At 48.1% G+C, this 20482-nt stretch carries 19 protein-coding genes; 6 read left to right on the top strand and 13 right to left on the bottom strand.

All coding sequences use genetic code 11. The annotated features are described in order from the left end of the window. Positions 1 to 3: 3 nt before the first annotated feature. The 10 genes from FIU82_RS02550 to trmJ all read right to left on the bottom strand — a co-directional run bounded on the left by FIU82_RS02550 (position 4) and on the right by trmJ (position 8808). The gene (locus FIU82_RS02550) at positions 4 to 909 is read right to left on the bottom strand and encodes a sugar phosphate nucleotidyltransferase (RefSeq protein WP_152440249.1); all 906 of its coding nucleotides are present in this window, start codon (positions 907 to 909) and stop codon (positions 4 to 6) included. A 114-nt stretch (positions 910 to 1023) separates the two neighbouring features. Then, positions 1024 to 2457: an NAD-dependent succinate-semialdehyde dehydrogenase gene (locus FIU82_RS02545; RefSeq protein ID WP_152440248.1), complete on the bottom strand. Its 1434-nt coding sequence runs from the start codon at positions 2455 to 2457 to the stop codon at positions 1024 to 1026. A gap of 75 nt (positions 2458 to 2532) precedes the next feature. Then, positions 2533 to 2871 carry an ISC system 2Fe-2S type ferredoxin gene (fdx, locus tag FIU82_RS02540; RefSeq protein WP_022943778.1) on the bottom strand — a complete coding sequence of 113 codons (339 nt, stop codon included), beginning with the start codon at positions 2869 to 2871 and terminating at the stop codon, positions 2533 to 2535. Between the two features lie 3 nt (positions 2872 to 2874). After that, entirely contained in the window at positions 2875 to 4737 is a 1863-nt protein-coding gene (gene hscA, locus FIU82_RS02535; RefSeq protein WP_152440247.1) for a Fe-S protein assembly chaperone HscA, read from the bottom strand. Positions 4738 to 4767: 30 nt separating this feature from the next. Continuing rightward, positions 4768 to 5292 carry a co-chaperone HscB gene (gene hscB / locus FIU82_RS02530; RefSeq protein WP_022943776.1) on the bottom strand — a complete coding sequence of 175 codons (525 nt, stop codon included), beginning with the start codon at positions 5290 to 5292 and terminating at the stop codon, positions 4768 to 4770. A gap of 88 nt (positions 5293 to 5380) precedes the next feature. Next, entirely contained in the window at positions 5381 to 5704 is a 324-nt protein-coding gene (gene iscA / locus FIU82_RS02525; RefSeq protein WP_022943775.1) for an iron-sulfur cluster assembly protein IscA, read from the bottom strand. Positions 5705 to 5715: 11 nt separating this feature from the next. Continuing rightward, positions 5716 to 6099 carry a Fe-S cluster assembly scaffold IscU gene (gene iscU, locus FIU82_RS02520; RefSeq protein ID WP_022943774.1) on the bottom strand — a complete coding sequence of 128 codons (384 nt, stop codon included), beginning with the start codon at positions 6097 to 6099 and terminating at the stop codon, positions 5716 to 5718. A 35-nt stretch (positions 6100 to 6134) separates the two neighbouring features. Continuing rightward, positions 6135 to 7352 (bottom strand): IscS subfamily cysteine desulfurase, encoded by a 1218-nt coding sequence (locus FIU82_RS02515; RefSeq protein ID WP_045980587.1) that lies wholly within the window; start codon positions 7350 to 7352, stop codon positions 6135 to 6137. 30 nt (positions 7353 to 7382) lie between these two features. Continuing rightward, positions 7383 to 7874, bottom strand: coding sequence for a Fe-S cluster assembly transcriptional regulator IscR (gene iscR / locus FIU82_RS02510; protein WP_022945495.1), 492 nt, complete (start codon positions 7872 to 7874; stop codon positions 7383 to 7385). A gap of 202 nt (positions 7875 to 8076) precedes the next feature. Continuing rightward, positions 8077 to 8808: a tRNA (cytosine(32)/uridine(32)-2'-O)-methyltransferase TrmJ gene (trmJ, locus tag FIU82_RS02505; protein ID WP_152440246.1), complete on the bottom strand. Its 732-nt coding sequence runs from the start codon at positions 8806 to 8808 to the stop codon at positions 8077 to 8079. Between the two features lie 206 nt (positions 8809 to 9014). On the opposite strand from trmJ, the gene suhB reads away from it, so the two are divergent. Further along, positions 9015 to 9818, top strand: a complete 804-nt coding sequence (gene suhB, locus FIU82_RS02500) for an inositol-1-monophosphatase (RefSeq protein ID WP_022945497.1) — start codon at positions 9015 to 9017, stop codon at positions 9816 to 9818. Between the two features lie 74 nt (positions 9819 to 9892). Here the strand turns inward: suhB and FIU82_RS02495 are convergent, their stop codons facing one another. Then, positions 9893 to 11986: a TonB-dependent receptor gene (locus FIU82_RS02495; protein ID WP_152440245.1), complete on the bottom strand. Its 2094-nt coding sequence runs from the start codon at positions 11984 to 11986 to the stop codon at positions 9893 to 9895. An 82-nt stretch (positions 11987 to 12068) separates the two neighbouring features. Then, positions 12069 to 12734, bottom strand: coding sequence for a tRNA-uridine aminocarboxypropyltransferase (locus FIU82_RS02490; protein ID WP_151173216.1), 666 nt, complete (start codon positions 12732 to 12734; stop codon positions 12069 to 12071). Between the two features lie 57 nt (positions 12735 to 12791). Between FIU82_RS02490 and FIU82_RS02485 the strand changes: the two genes are divergently transcribed. The 5 genes from FIU82_RS02485 to FIU82_RS02465 all read left to right on the top strand — a co-directional run bounded on the left by FIU82_RS02485 (position 12792) and on the right by FIU82_RS02465 (position 18211). Then, a complete protein-coding gene (locus FIU82_RS02485) occupies positions 12792 to 13334 on the top strand; it encodes a GNAT family N-acetyltransferase (protein WP_152440244.1) in 543 nt (180 codons plus the stop codon). Between the two features lie 108 nt (positions 13335 to 13442). Continuing rightward, positions 13443 to 14738, top strand: coding sequence for a hypothetical protein (locus FIU82_RS02480; protein WP_152440243.1), 1296 nt, complete (start codon positions 13443 to 13445; stop codon positions 14736 to 14738). Next, positions 14738 to 15232, top strand: coding sequence for a hypothetical protein (locus FIU82_RS02475; RefSeq protein WP_045980583.1), 495 nt, complete (start codon positions 14738 to 14740; stop codon positions 15230 to 15232). Before FIU82_RS02480 ends, FIU82_RS02475 begins: the two co-directional genes overlap by 1 nt. Before the next feature lie 8 nt (positions 15233 to 15240). Next, positions 15241 to 17244 carry a GMC family oxidoreductase gene (locus FIU82_RS02470; protein WP_253946336.1) on the top strand — a complete coding sequence of 668 codons (2004 nt, stop codon included), beginning with the start codon at positions 15241 to 15243 and terminating at the stop codon, positions 17242 to 17244. Between the two features lie 4 nt (positions 17245 to 17248). Continuing rightward, positions 17249 to 18211 carry a DUF2608 domain-containing protein gene (locus FIU82_RS02465; RefSeq protein WP_152440242.1) on the top strand — a complete coding sequence of 321 codons (963 nt, stop codon included), beginning with the start codon at positions 17249 to 17251 and terminating at the stop codon, positions 18209 to 18211. Between the two features lie 787 nt (positions 18212 to 18998). On the opposite strand, the gene lpdA is transcribed toward FIU82_RS02465, so the two are convergent. After that, the gene (gene lpdA / locus FIU82_RS02460; protein ID WP_045980580.1) at positions 18999 to 20426 is read right to left on the bottom strand and encodes a dihydrolipoyl dehydrogenase; all 1428 of its coding nucleotides are present in this window, start codon (positions 20424 to 20426) and stop codon (positions 18999 to 19001) included. Positions 20427 to 20482 lie beyond the last annotated feature (56 nt).

Genomic DNA, 20482 nt, shown 5'->3' with positions numbered 1-20482 from the left:
GGTTCAATCTTGAGTGCCGCTTCGCTCATTGCTTAATCCCTTGAGCTGTTTTATTTTTTTTGCGATTACAGCGAGTTCATCTTTATAAGTCATGCCGAGCCAGGGCTGTGTGGCAGGGTAAACATCAACGGTCGCCAAATGATGGTCAATGCAATATTGTATTTGATCGGGAAGATAATACTCTTTTTTGACACCGTTGTCAGTGCGCACCAAAAAGCGCTCGAAATTATCCGCTAACACATCAAATAATGCTCGCCCTATACCCCAAAAGGTCATTGACGCGAGCGCTCCTGAATCAATTTGTAACCTTTCATCCTTATCATTATAGCCGACAAGCTCGTCATCAACGTTTTGAATATTAAGCACTTCATCAACACGTTGAAGTTGGTTATGGCTGTTAAGCTGACAAATACCCCGATTCACGCCGCCCTGCTCACTACAGGTACTCGCCACTGGGTAAGCAACACAGGCCCAGTGCTCACTGTGCTCAAAGTGTGCCACCATTTGCTGATAGGCGTGCTTACCATAATAGTCATCGGCGGTGATCACGATAGCTTTATCCCTCACCTTGTCTCTCGCACATAGCAAAGCATGGCCTGTTCCCCAAGGCTTATTGCGCTCATGTACTAAGTGAGCATAAGCCGCTGGTACATCACTGATATGTTGCTCGACCAAGTCAACACTCATGTCCTTTGGTAATTGCGGTAATATATGCTCGCACAGCGTCGCCCGCACTTGTTGGTTAATGACCAATACTACATGGCGCACCCCCGCCCTATAAGCGTCTTCAATACTCAATTGCATTATGGTCTTTTGCAAACCCGGCAATACCGCCACCTGCTTGGCGCCACCAAAACGGCTCCCTAAGCCGCCAGCAAGAATAACTAAACTTAGCGTTGCTGCACTCATATTCGTCCAATTACTACGACAAAAGGTAGAGTGTACAGATAACTGAGGGAGTTGAGCAAATAGTTGGGAGGGAATCCAGATGAGGCGCGTTTGCACGCGCCCCCACTTAAGCTGTTAATCAAGGTTGAGACACAAATACTTCTCTTCGAGGTACTCTTCTAACCCTTGGTGCCCCCCTTCACGGCCAAGACCAGACTGTTTCACCCCGCCAAAGGGTGCTACAGGATTAGAAATGAGTCCTTCATTGATACCTACCATGCCATATTCAAGCGCCTCTGCGACCCGGTGTATCTGGGCTACATCTTGACTGTAAAAATACGCAGCTAAGCCGTAGGGAGTGTCATTGGCCTGTTGTAGTGCCTGTTGCTCGTCTTTAAAAGTGGCAACCGTGAGCACTGGGCCAAAAATTTCCTCACAACTGATACGCATCTCACTGGTGACATTACTCAATAACACTGGCGCCACAAAATTTCCTTCAAGACTTTGGCGCTCGCCCACTAAGGTCGCGCCTTCTTGCAGCGCCGAGTCGATAAGCTCATTCACTTTATTTTTGGCTTGTGGGTAAATAAGCGGGCCAATATCAACACCCTCTTCGGTGCCTGGCCCCACCTTTAATTTGGCCACTCGCTGCTGTAACTTGGCAAGCAACTTGTCGGCAATGCGCTCGTCAGCTAATACTCGGTTAACGCACACGCAGGTCTGCCCAGCATTGCGAAACTTACTGGCAATGATGCCATCAGCCGCCTTATCTAAGTCGGCACTGGCGAACACCAATAAAGGCGCGTTGCCTCCCAGCTCCATAGAGGTGCGCTTAATGGTACTCGCACATTGTTTTAGCAGCTGGCTGCCGACCTGGGTTGAACCAGTAAAGGTGAATTTACGCACCGTTTCGCTGGCCGTAAGTTGTTCCCCAACCGCTTTAGCATCATCACTAAGCAGAACATTAAAGGCGCCCCGAGTGAACCCCGCTTGATGTGCCAAGTGAGCCAGAGCTAACGCACACAATGGTGTGTGTTCTGAGGGTTTAAGCACAAAGCTACAGCCCGCCGCATAAGCAGGTGCAACCTTACGAGTGATCATGGCAATGGGAAAGTTCCACGGGGTAATGCCAGCAACTACACCAACGCCTTGCTTGACAACACTAATGCGATGTTCAGGCTTGCTAGCTGGAATAATTTCACCATAGCTACGCTTGGCTTGCTCAGCAAACCATTTTACAAACCCGGCACCATACGCGACCTCACCTTGCGATTCGGCTAACGGCTTACCCTGCTCCAGCGTCATCAGCTCAGCAAGGCTGTGTTGATGCTTCATAATCAACTCATACCAACGGTAGAGTACTTCGCTGCGCTGCTCAGCAGTGGTTGTTTTAAGATCTTTAAAAGCACGTTGTGCACTCGTTATTGCCTGCTCTACCTGAGAAGGGCTCACCCTTGAGGCACGCACTATCTCGCTCCCATCGGCGGGGTTAGTTACGGCAAACTCCCCCTCTCCTTTTAGCCATTGCCCATCAATAAATGAGTGTTGAAATATCCAAGCTGAATCCATAACGCGCCTCCAAAACAAAAAAGCCGCTGAAGATAAATTACAGCGGCTTTTTGCATAAATTAAGTTCGAACCAAATTAATGCTCTTCATTAACGATGTTGAGGTTGTATTTGGGAATTTCAACCACTAAGTCCTCGTCATGAATTTTGGCTTGGCACCCAAGGCGTGATTCGGCCTCAAGTCCCCAAGCTTTATCAAGCATGTCATCTTCAAGTTCATCACTTTCTTCTAAAGAATCAAACCCTTCGCGGATCACCACGTGACATGTAGTGCAGGCACAAGATTTTTCGCAAGCATGGGGAATACTGATGCCATTTTTCAGTGCCACATCAAGGACTGTTTCGCCCTCTTTTGCCTCTAAAGCCGCGCCATCGGGGCACAATTCATCATGGGGTAAAAAGATAATTTGTGGCATTGCTTATACCTCGTCTACTGACTGGCCCGTAAGAGCCTTTTTAATGGATGCATCCATACGACGCGCAGCAAACTCGCTGCTGGCCGCATCAACTTTCTCAATTGCTTGTTTAATTTGCTGTGGCTCATTGGCCTGACTGCTAATTTCCGTGAGCTCCGCCATGGCTGCTCGCAGCGCATTCAACTCTTGCTCATCAAGCAAGTGACTGTCGGTTGCCAATGAAGCTTCTAGTGCCTCTACAACCCGTAGCGCCTCTACTTGCTGCTCTTTAAGCATACGCGCTTGCATGTCCTCTTTAGCGTTGCTCATTGACGATGTAAGCATCTCGGCAACTTGGTCATCAGATAGACCATAAGAAGGTTTTACCTGAATCTCTGCTTGCACACCGGTGGATTTTTCCATCGCCGTCACACTGAGTAGGCCATCAGCATCAACATTAAAGGTAACCCGAATGTGCGCTGCACCAGCGGCCATGGGCGGGATCCCTTTTAAGCTAAATTTCGCCAGAGAGCGACAATCGTCAACTAGCTCTCGCTCGCCCTGCAAAACATGCAACGACATGGCTGTTTGCCCATCTTTAAAAGTGGTGAACTCTTGCGCCCGTGCAACCGGAATTGTGGTATTGCGGGGAATGATTTTCTCCACCAAGCCACCCATGGTTTCTAACCCTAAAGACAGCGGCAACACATCAAGCAATAACATATCAGAGTCAGGCTTATTACCGACTAAAATATCGGCTTGAATCGCGGCGCCGACGGCAACAACACGATCTGGGTCAATGCTGGTTAATGGCTGTTTGGCAAAAAACTCGGCCACTTGTTCACGCACCACTGGCATTCGAGTCGAGCCACCGACCATCACCACTTCGAGCACTTCTTCATTGCTGATCTGGGCATCTTTTAACGCCCGGCGACAGCTGCGTAAGGTTTTCTTAACCAGCGGCTGTGCCAGTTCGGCAAACTGTTCGCGGGTCACGGTGACGGTGTGAGATTGACCATCAAATTCCAATACCACATTCACTTTGCCATAGCTTGTCAGTGCTTCCTTACAGGCTTTGGCTTTATTGATAAATAACCGTAAGGTATTGGCCGTTAATTGCGCAACGCCGGTTTGCTGTTTAAAGTAATCCACCAACAAGGAATCAAAGTCATCGCCGCCCAGAGCGGAATCGCCACCGGTTGCCAGCACTTCAAACACGCCTTTGTTCAAGCGCAAAATAGAGATATCAAAGGTACCGCCACCGAGATCATAAACGGCAATCACCCCTTCTTGGCCCGAATCTAAACCGTATGCCACCGCTGCTGCGGTTGGTTCATTCAGTAAGCGCAACACTTTTAGCCCTGCTAATTGGGCCGCATCTTTGGTGCTTTGGCGCTGGGCATCATCAAAATAGGCAGGCACGGTGATCACCGCCCCGGTGATGTCCTCACCGCCGAAGCTTTGCTCGGCGCGGTTACGCAATGCTTTGAGAATCTCACTGGAAGCTTGTACTGGGCTAACGTCGCCTTGACGAGTGTGAATGTGCAGACTGTTATTGGTATCAGTGAACTGATACGGCAGCTGGCCGTAACTGGCCTCGATTTCCGCTTGGGTTTTACCTAAAAAGCGTTTAACCGAGATCAGCGTATTATGAGGGTCATCTGCAGCGTGCTGCTGCGCGTCAGTGCCGACGACCACGTCTTGCTCTAAATAACGCACAACAGAGGGTAAAATAGCCTCACCTTGCTCATTAGCTAAGGTTTTTGCCTCACCGCTTTGCACCGTGGCAACAAGCGAGTTGGTGGTGCCTAAATCAATTCCCACAGCGAGTTTGTGTTCATGTGGTGCCGCGCTTTGCCCCGGCTCAGCGATTTGCAATAATGCCATGTAATCTAAAAAACCTTTTCGTTTAATGCGCTAATCAAATAACTCATCTTCAATGCGTTCTAGTTCGTCTCGTAACTTGTAGACAAACTTCAGTTTGCGCACGTCATCTGCAGCCTTGTGCCATTGTGCTGAATCGTCGCTCGCTAACAGCGTCGCGAGTTCATTGCTGTATTGCTTATCTAAGGCAGCAATGTGCTTTTCAAACTCAGCGATGGCCGCATCCGGATCGCTGGCTGATTGCAATTCTTCAAGCTCTTCACGCAGCTCCATTTGCTGCATTAAAAATTCAGGGTCTTGCAGCGTCTGCTGTTCGCCGCGTAGGTCCACCCCAAGCTCAGCCAGCATATACTCTGCGCGCTTTACTGGGTGCTTAAGCGTTTGCAACGCATCATTGATTTCCGCTGTTTTTTGCACGGCGACGAGTTTATCCCGCTCACTGCCACCACTGTGTCTGTCTGGGTGAGCAGCACGTTGCAACTCTAAATAGCGCTCATTAATTAAGGTTAAATCAACCGTAAAGCTGACTGGAATAGAAAATAGTTCAAAATAACGCATTGGTTAAACCCTATAATGAAAAGCCCTACATTGGGTAGGGCTTAAAAACGTGCGATGCACACCGCTTCGGCGTACTCACTGCTGGTTATTAAACAGTGAAGCTCTCGCCGCAGCCACATTCACCACTTTGGTTCGGGTTATTAAACTTAAACCCTTCATTCAACCCTTCTTTGGTGAAGTCCAATTCAGTGCCATCAATATACACCAGGCTTTTTGCATCAATGATCAGGGTTACGCCCTTGTCTTCGAAGGTTTGATCTCCTTCGCTGAGCTCGTCGACAAACTCTAGCACATAGGCAAGCCCCGAACAGCCGGTGGTTTTGATCCCCACGCGCAAACCTATGCCCTTGCCACGGTTTGCGAGGAAGGATTTAACTCGGTCTGCTGCTGAGTCTGTTAAGGTGATTGCCATATACTGCCGCCTTATTTGTCTTGCTTGCTCTTGTAATCTTTGATTGCTGCTTGGATTGCATCTTCCGCTAGGATTGAACAGTGAATTTTCACTGGTGGTAATTCTAGCTCTGCACTGATGTCGGTATTTTTGATAGTCGCCGCTTCATCTAAGGTTTTGCCTTTCACCCACTCAGTGACCAGCGATGATGATGCGATTGCACTACCACAGCCATAGGTTTTGAACTTAGCGTCTTCGATGACACCTGTATCAGATACCTTGATTTGCAGCTTCATAACGTCGCCACACGCAGGTGCGCCGACCATACCGGTTGCAACGCTGGGATCGTTTTTGTCTAGAACGCCCACGTTACGTGGATTTTCAACATGATCAATTACTTTATCACTGTATGCCATAACTTTTACCTCGCTACCTTGTCATTCGCCAAGGCTTAATGATGTGCCCATTCAACCGATTCTAAATCAATCCCTTCTTGGTGCATCTCCCACAATGGAGACATTTCACGCAAGCGGCCAATGGACTCTTTAATAAGTTTTACGGTGTAATCGATTTCCTCTTCAGTGGTGAAACGACCAATACTGAAGCGAATCGAGCTGTGTGCTAGCTCATCGTTACGACCTAGTGCACGCAGCACGTAAGACGGCTCCAAGCTTGCTGATGTACAGGCTGAGCCAGAAGATACGGCAATGTCTTTCACTGCCATTAACAGCGACTCACCCTCAACAAAGTTGAAGCTAATGTTGGTAATACCAGGAACCGATTGCTCCGGTGCACCATTAAAATACACTTCGTCCATGTCATTCATAATGCCGTCAATTAAGCGCTGACGCAGGGCACTGATGTGTGCATGGTCTTTATCAAAATCCTGTTTGGCATAGCGGAATGCCGCGCCCATGCCAACGATTTGATGCGTTGCCAGCGTGCCCGAGCGCATACCACGCTCATGACCACCACCGTGCATTTGCGCTTCTAAACGCGCACGTGGCTTACGGCGCACATACAAGGCACCAATGCCTTTAGGGCCATATACTTTGTGGCCAGAAAATGACATGAAGTCGACTTTCAACTCTTGTAAGTCAATTTTCACCTTACCGGCGCTTTGAGCGGCATCGACATGGAACATAATTTTACGTTCGCGACACATCTCACCGATGGTGGCGATATCTTGAATGACACCAAGTTCGTTATTTACGTGCATCACGCTCACTAAAATGGTGTCGTCACGCATTGCTGCTTCCAGCTTTTTCAAATCAAGTAGGCCGTTTTCTTCAACGTCCATATAAGTCACTTCAAAGCCCTGACGCTCAAGCTCACGACAGGTATCGATCACCGCTTTGTGCTCGGTACGCACGGTAATCACGTGCTTACCTTTTTTCTTATAAAAGTTAGCGGCGCCTTTAATAGCTAGGTTATTCGATTCAGTCGCACCTGAAGTAAATACAATTTCACGGGCATCGGCGTTGATTAAATCGGCAATGTCGTGACGCGCCTGATCGACCGCTTCTTCCGCTTGCCAACCGAAGCGGTGTGAACGCGATGCGGGGTTACCAAAATTACCTTCCATTGTCAGGCATTGCATCATTTCTTCGGCAACGCGCGGGTCCACCGGCGTTGTTGCTGCATAATCTAAATAAATCGGTAACTTCATTACTTTCTCCGCTTACGGCAACCTAGTTGCTTACAGTTGACAGCTGACTTGAATATTTTCTAACTTGCTAATGGCATCATTAAGCTGTTTATCTTGGCGATCGGCCACTTCTTTAATGTCAGATTTGCTGACTAACTCAGATAAACTAATACCATGTAAAAACTCTTCTATGCGCTGACTTAAGTCAGACCACAAAGTGTGGGTCAAACAGCGCATGCCGCTTTGACACCCACCATCAGCGCCATGACAACGAGTGGCATCCACCGACTCATTAACCGCACTGATAACATCGCCGACCGAAATAGCACCGGCTTCTTTACCTAGTAAATAACCGCCGCCTGGACCGCGCACTGAGGTCACTAACCCTTGCTTACGTAGGCGAGCGAATAATTGTTCAAGATAAGATAATGAGATTTCCTGCCGCTGTGAAATATCGGCAAGGGGAACGGGCCCTGCATCGGTGTGCAGCGCAACATCGAGCATCGCGGTAACCGCATATCTGCCTTTGGATGTTAACTTCATATCGCCCCCATACTCTTCAAGAGTGTGAATTTTAATTACCTGAGTATTAGAGTCAAGTATTTACTGGAAGTACTTGAGTAAAATACTCGGGTATTGACTGCCATTGTAATTACCTGAGTAAAATAGTCAAGTATTAACCTGCAGTGTATAGAGGGATCACGAGCGCCCCTTCATAGTAGCGCTCTAGTGACGTTTCTGAGTATCAGTCTTGGTTGTTTTGCTGTTTATCTACAGAAGTCAGCATACCGCGCAGAATATTGAGCTCTTGTTGCTCTGGGCGGGCACGGTTAAACAAACGTTTGAGTTTTGTCATCACCTGACCAGGGTGCTGTTTGATGATAAATCCGGTGTTGCTAAAGGTATTTTGCAAGTGTTCATAGAAGCGCTGCATTTGTTCATTGGTAGGGTATTCGTTGTCGTCTTGTTCGACCGCTTGCTCTTGGGTATCTAAAAACTGCATGCGCGTCTCATAACACAGAGTTTGTACCGCCATGGCTAGGTTCAATGAGCTATAATCTGGGTTCGCCGGAATACACACATGGAAATTACATAGCTGCAACTCTTCATTGGTTAAGCCGCTGTTTTCACGACCAAAAACCAATGCCACAGGGCTGCTCTCGCCCTCTTTAACAAGTTTTTCACCGCATTGACGAGGGTCTACCATCGGCCAGCTCAAAGTGCGAGAACGGGCGCTAGTGCCTATGGCCAATACACAGCCTTCAAGTGCTTGCTCTAGCGTATCGACCACCTGAGCCTGCCCTAAAACATCCGTAGCACCAGCTGCGAGTGCGCTGGCATGACTATCAATTTCACAGGCTGGGTCAACAAGATAAAGGTTACTAAAACCCATGGTTTTCATTGCTCGAGCCGCCGAGCCAATATTACCTGAATGCGAGGTGTTAACCAAAACGATGCGAATGTTCTCAAGTGCCATAGTACGGTGTTTATTCTTTAGTAAATTACAATACGCCGTAGTTTATCATAACCCTAGGTAGAGAGCCGCTGAAAAATTTTTCTAATCAAAACAGCGCTGCACAAAAAATCACCAGGTTATTTTTACTCGCGTATTTACTTTAGTTGAAAAACCGCTAGAATACGCCGGCTCGAAATATTGTTCTTTTACAACCCAAAGGTAATGCTATGCATCCGATGTTAAACATTGCGATTCGCGCTGCGCGAAACGCAAGCAAGGTGATTTTGCGCGCCTGTGAAGATTTATCAAAAGTAGAAGCCAGCCAAAAAGGCAGCAACGACTTTGTAACCAGCGTTGATAAAGAGGCGGAAGCCGTTATTCGCGAAACCATCTTAAAATCTTACCCTAACCACAGTATTATAGGGGAAGAGTTAGGCCAACATAATGGCACTGATGCTGACTACCTTTGGGTGATCGATCCCCTCGATGGCACCACTAACTTCATTAAAGATATTCCGCACTTCTGCGTCTCTATTGCCTTAAAGGTCAAAGGCCGTATCGAACAGGCCGTTGTTTATGATCCTATCCGTGGTGAGCTTTTCACTGCAAGTCGAGGTCAAGGCGCGCAACTTAACAGCAAGCGTATTCGTGTTAGTAACGCTAAAGAGCTTTCTGGCACAGTGCTAGCCACAGGCTTCCCATTTAAGCAAAAGCATCACATGGATGCATACATGGAAGCGTTTAAATCGCTATTTGTATACACTGCCGATATTCGTCGCGCGGGCTCTGCCGCGTTAGATATGGCGTATGTGGCGGCAGGCCGTGTTGATGGCTTCTTTGAGATTGGTTTGAAACCTTGGGATACCGCTGCAGGTCAACTATTGGTAAAAGAAGCCGGTGGTTTGGTCATGGATTTTGCTGGCGGTGCTAACCACGAGAAAAGCGGTAACGTGATCTGCGGTTCACCAAAACTCGCTAAAGCTATTGTAAAAGAAATTCGCCCGGTATTAACAGAGTCATTACTGAAGTAATGTCGTGACCGGCGCTTGAACTATCAAGCATAATAGAAAAAACGCGAGCTTAGGCTCGCGTTTTTTATTGCTCTCTAAAAACCGTAGTTAAAGCTGACGCCCGCAACTCTTGGCTCGGCATATTGCACGTAAGTTTGCGCGATGTAACCATTCACTGGGTTATTGCCGAATTTAAAGCCGCGATTGTAGTAGTCTTTATCTAGGGCATTGCGCACCCAGAAGTTCACTCCCCAATATTCGGCTTGGTAGCCAACACTGGCATTAACAAGGTTGTAGCTCGGCGACTTCGAATTATGGCTATTTGAGAAATAGTATTCGTCTTTGCCTTCTACCCCTAAGTTCACGAATAGCGCGTCGGTGATGTCAAAACGGGCGTTCAATGCATACTGATAATGGGGCGCTTGCGCTTGATCGCGGTCACTTTGATCAACGCCCTCAGCGGTAACAAAACCATCGATTTCACTGTCCAGTGCACCGACACTGCCCGTTAAGGTTAAGCGCTTAGAAACAGCATACTCGCCTTCAATTTCAAGGCCGTAGTTTTCGCCGCTGTTGCCGTTATCAAAGTAGCCTGCGAACTGCTGGTCTTCGGTTTTCCAGGCCTTTAGCTGGATATTATCGCGATACATATAAAACGCGGTGATGCGCAAATTAAGGCGCTTATCGGCTGAGCTGCCCTTCACGCCGAACTCAGCATTCCATAAGTACTCTGGGTCGAAAGTGCGATGGTTTAAGAAAAAATCAGCATCTTGGCTTAACCCTTCATCATTGGCCTTGGCGATGGCTTCGGCATTGATACCACCGGCTTTGTAGCCTCGGCTGATACTGGTATAAATCATCGTTCTCGGCACTACTTGATACTCAAGCGCCACTTTTGCACCGACCATGGTGTCGTCGACATTCTCGACGACCGCAGCGGAGTCACTGTATTGGCCCTCATTGCGCTCTACGCGAAGTCCCGTGACCAACCGCGTTTTGTCGCTGATAGGCGTTTCTATTTGCCCATATAAGGCAATATTTTCACTGTCATAGGTCGATGTGAAATCACCGGCATTCCAAGTGTACTGGCGCAATAAGTCAACATCTCGAGATTGGTAATATAGCCCAGTGACCCAATTCCCCGCTTTACCGCTAAGTTGTAGCTCTGCGGTGTAATCTTGACGGTCACGTTGATAACTGTCAGTGGAGCTGTAAGCATAGGGATGCAAGCCCTCTAAACACAACGCTGGCTGCTCGGGGTCATTACACACCCAATCTTCATCGTAACTATATAAAAGGTCAGCGTCTAAACCGGTTAAGTTAAATTGCACATCGGCAAAGTTAAAGCCACTGTAGATGTTGCTCAGCCCCACAGCAACACTCTCTTGAGTATCTTTACCGGGCTCATCGGCCACACTGATACGGGAATTATCTAAGGTGAACGCATCATAGCCGTTATCAATATCCATATAATGAGCAACGAGTTCCGTACGCCAATGCTCTGTAATTTGCGAGTGCAGCTTTATGCGGGCGACTTGTTCATCAATATTTTGACTGTTGCTATCAAGGTATTGGTTATCAACATAGCCGTCTGACTTATTTTGATAGAAGCTCGCGCGCACACTGCTTTTTTCACCAAACCCGGTGCCTGCAGCAATACCAGCATCCCACGCATTGTAGTTACCCGCACCGAGCTTCACCTTAACACTAGGCTCCAAGGTTGGCTCAGCGCTTTCCATGTGGATCATCCCCGCGAGCGCATCGGCGCCAAAACGCGTGCCTTGTGGGCCTCGATAAATCTCTACTTGGTCAACATCAAACAGCATTGCGGCGCCGCCAAGGCCGGAATAATTAATACCATCAATCACCACTCCGACCGATGGATTAACAGGGTCAACAAACTGCGAACGCAAGCCGATACCACGAATTTGCACAAACTTACCGCGCGACGCGCCGGCAGTAAAATTCACATTGGCAGCTTGGTTAAGTAGCTCATCTAAATATTTGGCTTCGCGGGAGGCAATATCGGCCTCGGAGAACAAGCTTGCGCTAGCGCTAAGCTCTTGGATTGATTCGCTTTTAAAGTCACCCGTTACAATGATCTTTTCAATATCACTTTCATCAGCGTGTGCACTGAGACTCAAACTTTGAGCCACGGCACAGGCCAGCAAACATAGACGTGCATTCATGCGCAGCTTGGCATCCCTAGTGGATTAAAAAAGGAACACCGAGTCTAGCAAAATCAGGCCATTAAATGAATATCTGTGGGGGCTAAAGCTTAGAACGTTTACCTTTAAGATAAGCGTTGCGAAAGTCAATAAAATGCTCGGCGAGCTTGCTTGCAGCTTGGTGCTGTTCAGCTAACTCTAAAACCATAATAGCCACTTCAGCAGTCCCTAACTGATGCTCATGTGGGGCAATACGTAAGCGATAGTCCGACACCTGCTCTGGGGCAATGGATAGCACCGGAAAACCATCTAAATAAGGAGATTTACGCATCATTTTTTTCGCCTCACGCCAAGTGCCGTCAAGGAAAATAAACAAAGGCGTTTTGCCCTCAATAGGCTGTACCTCAGTACAGACTCGTTGTGGTTCAACGCCTTGCTCCGGGAACACCACCCACGGCTGATAACGACTATCTTCTAATAGCGCTAATAATGCAGGGTCTGGATCGGTTCTATCCCAGCGAAAAGCAAAGTTCTGCGGCACGATATCGGCAATGAGCCGACCGGTATTAGAGGGTTTAAAACTCTCGTTATGATACATCAACAAACACACGGCAACATCACAAGGCACCGTTTCAACCCCGGCACAAATACATAATGACTGCGCTAACAAGCAATGTTCACAACGGCTGAGCTTACTGCCTCGGGCTTTGTATTCGCGTTTGGCATCAGCAATTTGCTGCGCACGAAGTTTTAATACAGAATTAGTCACCACATACCTCAGGTCGACGATAGCCGCTTATTGTAAGCGAATTAAGGATGCAAGAACATGGTTAACCTAACCAATAGCGCGCGACTACGCTTTCGCCTTATGGATCTTAGCGACGCCGAGCTATTGTACGAACTAGACCAAGACCCCAAGGTGATGCGCTACATTAATGGCGGAACGCCCACCTCCAGAGCAAGCATCAACGAAGTTTTTCTGCCTCGCCTTCGCGCATACCTTAATCCTGCAAAGGGCTGGGGCATTTGGCAAGTCAACCGTATCGCAGATGATGCCTATCTCGGCTGGATACTCGTGCGCCCTTTTGATTTTTTCAGTGACGCACCAAAATGGCACGATATTGAGCTCGGTTGGCGCTTTAAACACTCAGCATGGGGCCAAGGTTATGCCACTGAAGCGGCTCATGCGGTGCTTCATGGTCTTGCTGAACAGCAACCAGAAGTACGTTACTTCAGCGCCATCGCAATGGCCGAAAATCTTGGTTCCATCGCCGTCATGAAGCGCCTAGGCATGCGCTTTCAGCGCCAGTATGTGCACCATGATCCACTGGGGGACTGGCCCGTTGTCCACTATCAGTTAGCGGTGTAACCCACTGTAATGTGAAGTCCCAGCGTTTGAATCTACATTGGTTAGTACACCTAACAGGCACTGAGTGCGTGTTAACCGTCATTACCCTATTGATTCAAGGAGCTGAATATGAGGCTACCCCTCATTGCTGTTGCCACTGTTGGCGCACTCAGTACGTTTGCTAACGGCCATGCGCAAACAACGCCCACACAACAGTTAACCCCCCATCTACCCAAAGACATCAGCGTCACCGAGCCGGTCACGTTGCAATCTTTACAGCACGACTTTGATGTATTCTCTTGGCAGTCCTTTATTGCTCTGAATTGGCCTGCAAACGCAGACGGTCTGCCGGATACCAGTAAAACCATAGGCCAACAAGGCAACGCTGTGGTATGGCAGCACTATAAGGGAAGTCGCGATATATTTTTAGCTAACGGTGCCAAACCGCCCGGCTGGAAAGAGCACAACCCGCCGCCAACCCAGTGCGATGCACCTAATAATGCGTTAGTGCTGTCGCAAGTGGGAAAAACTCCGAATGTGCTTGATGAAAGCGGAGAGCCGTTTCAAACCGGGCCACTGATAGACCAAAATGGCCAGTACACGCGCTTTGAAATTCTCACCAATAAAATGATGTTCGATTACATCGTTGATAACGAACTCTACAACCAGCAAGGGCAACATAAATTCAAAGGCGACGCTGACTTCCCGTCTACCGATAACAGTAAGAATAAAGACGGCGCAATTATGATAAAGGCCGCTTGGAAAGTGATGGGCCCAGGCGATGATCGCAGCCGTTTTTATACCGTAGATGCCTATGTGTATAACAATCCCGACGAAAACCAGGGAGTTCAAGCTGCGTGCCAATTGCAGCGAGTTGGCTTAGTTGGCTTTCACATCGCCACAAAAGTAGCAGGCAACCCACAATGGATTTGGTCTACCTTCGAGCATATTAATAATGCACCCACGCAAGGCCAACCGGCGACTAAGCAGAGCTACAACTATTACCGGCCCAACTGCGATGATTGCACTGCGGTGAATACCCCACCGCCACGCCCGTGGGACCCAAGTACACCCCATACGCAACCCTCGCAGGTTGAACGCGTAATTGCAATTGACGAGGCAACCAACAAGCTGAACCAGAAATATCATGCCCAACTCAAGCACGCCTTTGCCGAAAGCGTTTGGGTAAACTATGAGCTAGTGAGCACTCAGTGGCCCACAGACGCTCAAAGTAAAACCGACCCAACCGGCGTCCCAGCCCCCAGCTTTCTTGCCAATACCACCTTGGAGACCTACATACAAGGCGAGGTTAAACAAACGTCATCAAGCTGTATTGGCTGTCACAACAATGCCGCCATGACCAATGGCCGCTTTGCTGATTTCACCTACCTACTACAACGTGCACAAGCCAAAGGAGAAAAGTAATGAGTAAAATGGATAATTTCATCGGCTTGAGTGCCGTTTTAACAGGCTTTGCCGAGAGCAAACTCGCGCCGCAAATCGACCCTATTGATATCAAATCTGAGTACCTGCCGCTGTGGCAAGAAAAGGTTGATGAACAAAGTAACGGCTTAAGCAGCAAAATTCTCGCCACTTACAGTGACCTAAAAAGCGTTCAACCGCCCTTGTCAGATCAAAAAATTGGTGAGGCCATGCTCAGCGAGCGCAACGGCGCTGACTTCACCATGGCCTGCCGACAACTGATTTACCTTTGGTATATGGGGGCCTGGCCCAGTGTCCCAAAGGACAATAGCCGTACCGACTTCACCATAGTGTCAAGTAAAGCTTACTCTGCAGGGCTGGTGTGGCAGGTCATGCAAGCCCACCCTATGGGCGATTCGAATGAACGCTACGGCTATTGGGCGGAGAAACCCAGCGCCACATTAAGTGACTTTACCGGCCACAGCAGCGAGCAATAAGGAGTAGCATGATGAATAGCAAAACCGAATATGATGTGGTGATTGTCGGCGCGGGAATCGCAGGTGCCATTGTCGCCTACGAGCTTGGCAAAGCAGGTAAAAAGGTACTTATTTTAGAGGCCGGACCTGCCGTGCCCGCTGATCGCTCCAAATATATGGATACTTTTTTTAAAGCTGCCGCAAAAACACCTGAAAGCCCGTACCCACCGGCAACACAGAATGCGGTGGCAAATAGCCTAAACAATCCCCTTGGCTTACCCGATCCCAGTACCGAAAACACACCAAGATACACAGTATTACAAGTGGATGCTTGGCGTAAGCCGACACAATGTTACTTTGATTATCCACCGCAAGATGCCAATGTCAGCGGCACGAGTTTAAATGCTAAGTTTGCTTTTGCCAGCTCCTACGAACGCATCGGTGGCGGTACCACATGGCATTGGTTAGGTACCTGCTTGCGCTTGTTACCACAAGATTTTGAGCTTAAAACCTTGTATGGCCAAGGGGTTGATTGGCCCGGTGGTGAGCAGTTTTATCAGGACTTAGTGCCGTTTTATGAAAAAGCGGACCAAGAGATAAACGTCGCTGGCGATAAACAGCGGATGCAGCGCCTGTATGAGCAGTTTGGCGTCGACCCCAGCGGCACCTACGGCGCTGATTATGATTTCCCCATGCCGGGGATCGTTCCTGCCCTACAAGACAGAGTCTACGAGCATGCCACCTTGGGCATGAAATATGAGGGCAATGAAGTCTATGTATCGCCAACGCCACAGGGACGAAACTCTCGCCCCGGTGAGCGCCGCCAATGCGCCGGTAACACCAACTGCATACCTATTTGCCCTATTCAGGCTAAATATGATGCCACCGTGACCTTGGCTCGAGCACTGCAAACCGGCAACGTTGAGATCCGCTATCAACATGTGGCAAGCAATATCCAGCTCGATAGCACGACCCAACAGGTATGCGCCATTGATTACATCAGCTATACCCATGCTAACGGCATTGCCACAGGTCAGGGTTCGGTCACTGGTAAACGCTTTGTGCTTGCCGCGCATGCTATTGAAACTCCGAAACTACTGCTTATGTCGAATGAAAACCCTGGCTTCGAGAATGGGGTTGCTAACAGCAGCGATCAGGTGGGCCGCAACCTCATGGACCATATTATGTATTTAGGCTGGGGACTAGCGGAGAAGCCAATTTACCCGTATCGCGGTCCACTTTCCACAGGTGGCATTGAATCGCTGCGCGATGGAGACTTTCGTAAACAGCGCTCAGCTTATCGCATCGAGATTGGTAACGAGGGCTGGCAATGGGCTGCTAATGATCCCGGCACGACGCTCGCTGATTTCATATTTGGGCAGAACAATAGTCAGTTGAACGGCAACTCGGTGAATCAACAAGGACAAGAGCTACGCTTAGATGATAACTTACCGGCGAATAGTAAGTTGTTCGGTCAACAACTGGTGCAGACCTTGAATCAGGCCTACACCCGCCAACTGCGTTTAGGTTACCTAATTGAGCAACTCCCCGATGCCAATAACCGAGTCGAGCTATCTTCGACGCTGAAGGACAACCTTGGCTTGCCAAGACCCAAGGTCACCTACCGCTTGGCATCCGATTACGAGCGTAAGGCGTTTGTTTCGGCGAAACAAATTACCACAGAGCTGTTCACTCAATTAGGTGCCACCGAATATACTCAAGACCCCGGCGAGCCCAACCTCAATAATGCCGAGGATGCCTCGGCGACAAAATTCCAATACCAGGATGACAGTGGCACCTTGCATAATTTTAAGTTTTATGGCGCAGGGCATATCGTTGGCACCTATCGCATGGGTGATGACCCAGCGACCTCGGTGCTTAACCACCGCCAACAATCATGGGACCATGCTAACCTGTATATGGTAGGAAGCGGTGTGTTTCCAACCATTGGTACGGGTAACCCTACATTGACGATCGCCGCCTTGGCATTTCAAGGTGCTGGCCACATACTCGACGATTTAGCAGGAGCTTAATGCCATGCACTTTTTATCTTTGACTTACTATGCCTTACTTACAGGCATCGCCACCATGACTCTGAGCCCCCATGTGTATGCTGAGTCAGCAGAGAGCATTTTAACCACCGATTCGTTTGCTTCGCTAGAGCAGCAAGTAATGCAGTGGGGGGAGCCAGAAAACACTCTGGTAGTGATGGATAACGACGATACGCTGACGATGATCGCCTGCGCTGATGACCAATCCCCGAGTGAGTGCCAGTATCTCGGTGGGGCCGCTTGGTATGCGTGGCAAAGTGAGTTAGTCACTGCACAATCAGCTCCGCGTGTCGCCGACACAAGTCTGGAGCTTATTGAAGCCTCAGACCTATTATTTGCGCTTAACACCATGGTTTACACTCGAGATAACGTCCCCGCCATATTGGCACGGTTAAGCAGTCAAGGGGTGAGGCTAATGGTTGAGACGGCACGTGGTAACCAAACGATTTCTGCTACAGAAGACCAGTTTACCGACTTAACACTACCAGATGGCGGCAATTTACTGAGCTTTTTTGCCACCCATGCGCCCAAGTTTGCAGGACTTGCTAGTAAAGCCAGCCCCTACTCATCGTGTGATAGTGACAGCCAGCGTCGCATTTCCTATCGCCAAGGAGTGATGTATTTGGCAGGCCAAGATAAAGGCAAAAACCTACTGTGCTTTGTGATCCAGTACAACGACACGCTATCACCCGATAAGCAAATTCGTAATATCGCCTTTATTGATGACACACTGGAGAATGTCGAAAGTATAAACCACGCATTTGCAACTCAAGCGCAGTTCAACGTTGCCGCCTACCACTACACAGCGCTGGCGGCGCATAAAGCGGCACTGACCCAAGGGCCAATGGCGAAAAAGCACCAAGCAAAAGCCACCGAACGCTGGTGTAGGGTAATAAAAACCATGACCAAGGAGCTGATAAAACCAAGCTACACCCGCGAGTGCCACTGAAAAAAGAATATTCCTCCTAGCTTATTTGAGCTAGGGGGAAGTACTTGCCAAAACGAAAGCGTTTGCGAACATAGTCAAAAGCACTTAAATTAGTTTTTCATCAATACTAATGAGTAAAGAACTACTTCGGACAAAGCAACTACCCACTTTACATAACAACAGATGCTAAGTTTTTTATAAGACAATAACTCGCCTTAACTGAAAACAATGGCCACATTCAGTTCTAATGCTATTTAACAAATAAGAAGTGTTTGAAAATTATGGTTTTTACTACCTAGTAATCGGAAGCATATTTCGCCTTATGAGAAAAAAGTTTGAAAAATAGAAAGAAGATAAAACAAGCTAAATTGAGCGAAACAAGGCTATTTATAAATAAAGCAATATTTTCATTGTTTTGCTGGCTTAGCGGTTTAGCAGGGCTCACAGTACCTATAGTTGCGCTTTTTACTGGCCATATCAGTAGCCTTAGGAAGTATGGGCCGCCTGAAGAGACCTACTTCTTCACATCTTCTCCTTTGACCTTCATATTTATTGTACTGCTTTATTTTGGCTCTTCTCTATTTATACTGCTAGCACCGACACTATTCAATGAAACATTTTTCCCGAAGAAAATAAAAAGAAAGAATAAAAAGTGATTACTTTTAAGTTACTTTATTTTCCTATAGCACCCCAATTACATTGCTGAATTCAACTTTTATGTTCCTGTCACAGTTAAACAATTAAGTATAAATATCAAACATAAAAAAACCCGGCACTAAGCCGGGTTTTTAAATTCAGTTAAAGAAGCTTACTTCTTCTTTTTCGCAGCCTTTTTGTTCGGTAGGTCAGTGATTGACCCCTCGAAAATTTCAGCCGCGAGACCGATTGACTCATTGAGCGTTGGGTGCGCGTGGATGGTTAAAGCGATGTCTTCAGCATCGGCACCCATTTCCACACCTAGACCAATCTCACCCAGCATCTCGCCAGCGTTGATACCGATCATTGCACCACCGATAAGACGATCTGTGTCTTTATCGAAGATAAGTTTAGTTTGACCTTCGGTGCGTGATGAAGCAATCGCACGACCTGAAGCAGCCCATGGGAATACCGCTGTTTCAATATTCAGCCCTTGCTCTTTTGCTTCTTTCTCAGTGACACCAACCCATGCAATTTCAGGGTCTGTGTAGGCAATTGAAGGAATGCACTTAGGATCAAAGTAGTGCTTCTTGCCAGAAATTACTTCAGCGGCAACATGGCCTTCATGAACGGCTTTGTGAGCAAGCATAGGCTGGCCAACGATGTCACCAATGGCATAGATATGCTCAACATTGGTCTTCATTTGCTTATCAGTGTTGATAAAGCCGCGCTCATCAACGTTAACACCGGCTTTGTCGGCATCAACCAACTTACCATTTGGTGTACGACCAACAGCAACTAATACTTTGTCGTAACGCACAGGCTCCGCCGGCGCATTTTTGCCTTCAAAAGTAACGTATAGACCGTCGTCTTTCGCTTCAACACCGGTTACCTTAGTCGATAGCATAACGTTGAACTTGTCTTTAACGTACTTCTGGTAAATCTTGATAACGTCTTTGTCCGCTGCCGGAACTAGCTGATCAGCAAATTCGACAACGTCGATTTGTGAGCCAAGAGCGCGGTATACAGTGCCCATTTCAAGACCGATAATACCACCACCTAGTACCAATAGTTTTTCTGGTACGTCTTTAAGCTCAAGCGCACCAGTCGAGTCAATAACACGCTCGTCTTCTGGAATGAAAGGTAGGTTCACCGGCTGAGAACCAGCCGCGATAATAGCATTATCAAAAGTGATGGTGGTTTTGCCGTCATCGCCTTCTACGTCAATGGTGTTGCTGCCAGTGAATTTACCGTAGCCGCTCACGACTTTCACTTTACGCATTTTTGCCATGCCGTCTAGGCCGCCAGTTAGCTGACCAATAACAGAGTCCTTCCAATCGCGGATCTTGTCTAGGTCAATTTCAGGCTTGCCAAAAGAAACACCGTGTGACGCCATTTCGCTCGCGTCATCAATCACTTTAGCAACGTGTAGAAGTGCTTTTGAAGGGATACAACCGACATTCAAGCACACACCACCTAGGGTCGCGCGTGACTCAACGAGGGTCACTTCCAAACCTAAATCCGCAGCACGGAATGCCGCAGAGTAACCACCAGGACCACCGCCTAGTACAACGACTTGTGTTTTGATTTCGTTGCTCATGCTATTACCTTATTTTGTCCGAACGGGAAGCAATGACACGGTTTGCTGTCAACATG

Source organism: Pseudoalteromonas sp. THAF3 (assembly GCF_009363775.1).
GTDB classification, from domain to species: domain Bacteria; phylum Pseudomonadota; class Gammaproteobacteria; order Enterobacterales; family Alteromonadaceae; genus Pseudoalteromonas; species Pseudoalteromonas ruthenica.
This window is presented reverse-complemented; position numbering and strand designations above follow the sequence as displayed.

What these genes read in the sequence shown, in the direction of transcription:
- suhB (WP_022945497.1), top strand. Translation starts at nt 9,015, where the DNA reads ATGCATCCGATGTTAAACATTGCGATTCGCGCTGCGCGAAACGCAAGC.
- hscB (WP_022943776.1), bottom strand. Translation starts at nt 5,292, where the DNA reads ATGCGTTATTTTGAACTATTTTCTATTCCAGTCAGCTTTACGGTTGAT.
- FIU82_RS02465 (WP_152440242.1), top strand. Translation starts at nt 17,249, where the DNA reads ATGCACTTTTTATCTTTGACTTACTATGCCTTACTTACAGGCATCGCC.
- FIU82_RS02495 (WP_152440245.1), bottom strand. Translation starts at nt 11,986, where the DNA reads ATGAATGCACGTCTATGTTTGCTGGCCTGTGCCGTGGCTCAAAGTTTG.
- FIU82_RS02480 (WP_152440243.1), top strand. Translation starts at nt 13,443, where the DNA reads ATGAGGCTACCCCTCATTGCTGTTGCCACTGTTGGCGCACTCAGTACG.
- FIU82_RS02545 (WP_152440248.1), bottom strand. Translation starts at nt 2,457, where the DNA reads ATGGATTCAGCTTGGATATTTCAACACTCATTTATTGATGGGCAATGG.
- iscR (WP_022945495.1), bottom strand. Translation starts at nt 7,874, where the DNA reads ATGAAGTTAACATCCAAAGGCAGATATGCGGTTACCGCGATGCTCGAT.
- iscU (WP_022943774.1), bottom strand. Translation starts at nt 6,099, where the DNA reads ATGGCATACAGTGATAAAGTAATTGATCATGTTGAAAATCCACGTAAC.
- FIU82_RS02550 (WP_152440249.1), bottom strand. Translation starts at nt 909, where the DNA reads ATGAGTGCAGCAACGCTAAGTTTAGTTATTCTTGCTGGCGGCTTAGGG.
- FIU82_RS02475 (WP_045980583.1), top strand. Translation starts at nt 14,738, where the DNA reads ATGAGTAAAATGGATAATTTCATCGGCTTGAGTGCCGTTTTAACAGGC.
- trmJ (WP_152440246.1), bottom strand. Translation starts at nt 8,808, where the DNA reads ATGGCACTTGAGAACATTCGCATCGTTTTGGTTAACACCTCGCATTCA.
- lpdA (WP_045980580.1), bottom strand. Translation starts at nt 20,426, where the DNA reads ATGAGCAACGAAATCAAAACACAAGTCGTTGTACTAGGCGGTGGTCCT.
- iscA (WP_022943775.1), bottom strand. Translation starts at nt 5,704, where the DNA reads ATGGCAATCACCTTAACAGACTCAGCAGCAGACCGAGTTAAATCCTTC.
- FIU82_RS02470 (WP_253946336.1), top strand. Translation starts at nt 15,241, where the DNA reads ATGATGAATAGCAAAACCGAATATGATGTGGTGATTGTCGGCGCGGGA.
- fdx (WP_022943778.1), bottom strand. Translation starts at nt 2,871, where the DNA reads ATGCCACAAATTATCTTTTTACCCCATGATGAATTGTGCCCCGATGGC.
- FIU82_RS02485 (WP_152440244.1), top strand. Translation starts at nt 12,792, where the DNA reads ATGGTTAACCTAACCAATAGCGCGCGACTACGCTTTCGCCTTATGGAT.
- FIU82_RS02515 (WP_045980587.1), bottom strand. Translation starts at nt 7,352, where the DNA reads ATGAAGTTACCGATTTATTTAGATTATGCAGCAACAACGCCGGTGGAC.
- hscA (WP_152440247.1), bottom strand. Translation starts at nt 4,737, where the DNA reads ATGGCATTATTGCAAATCGCTGAGCCGGGGCAAAGCGCGGCACCACAT.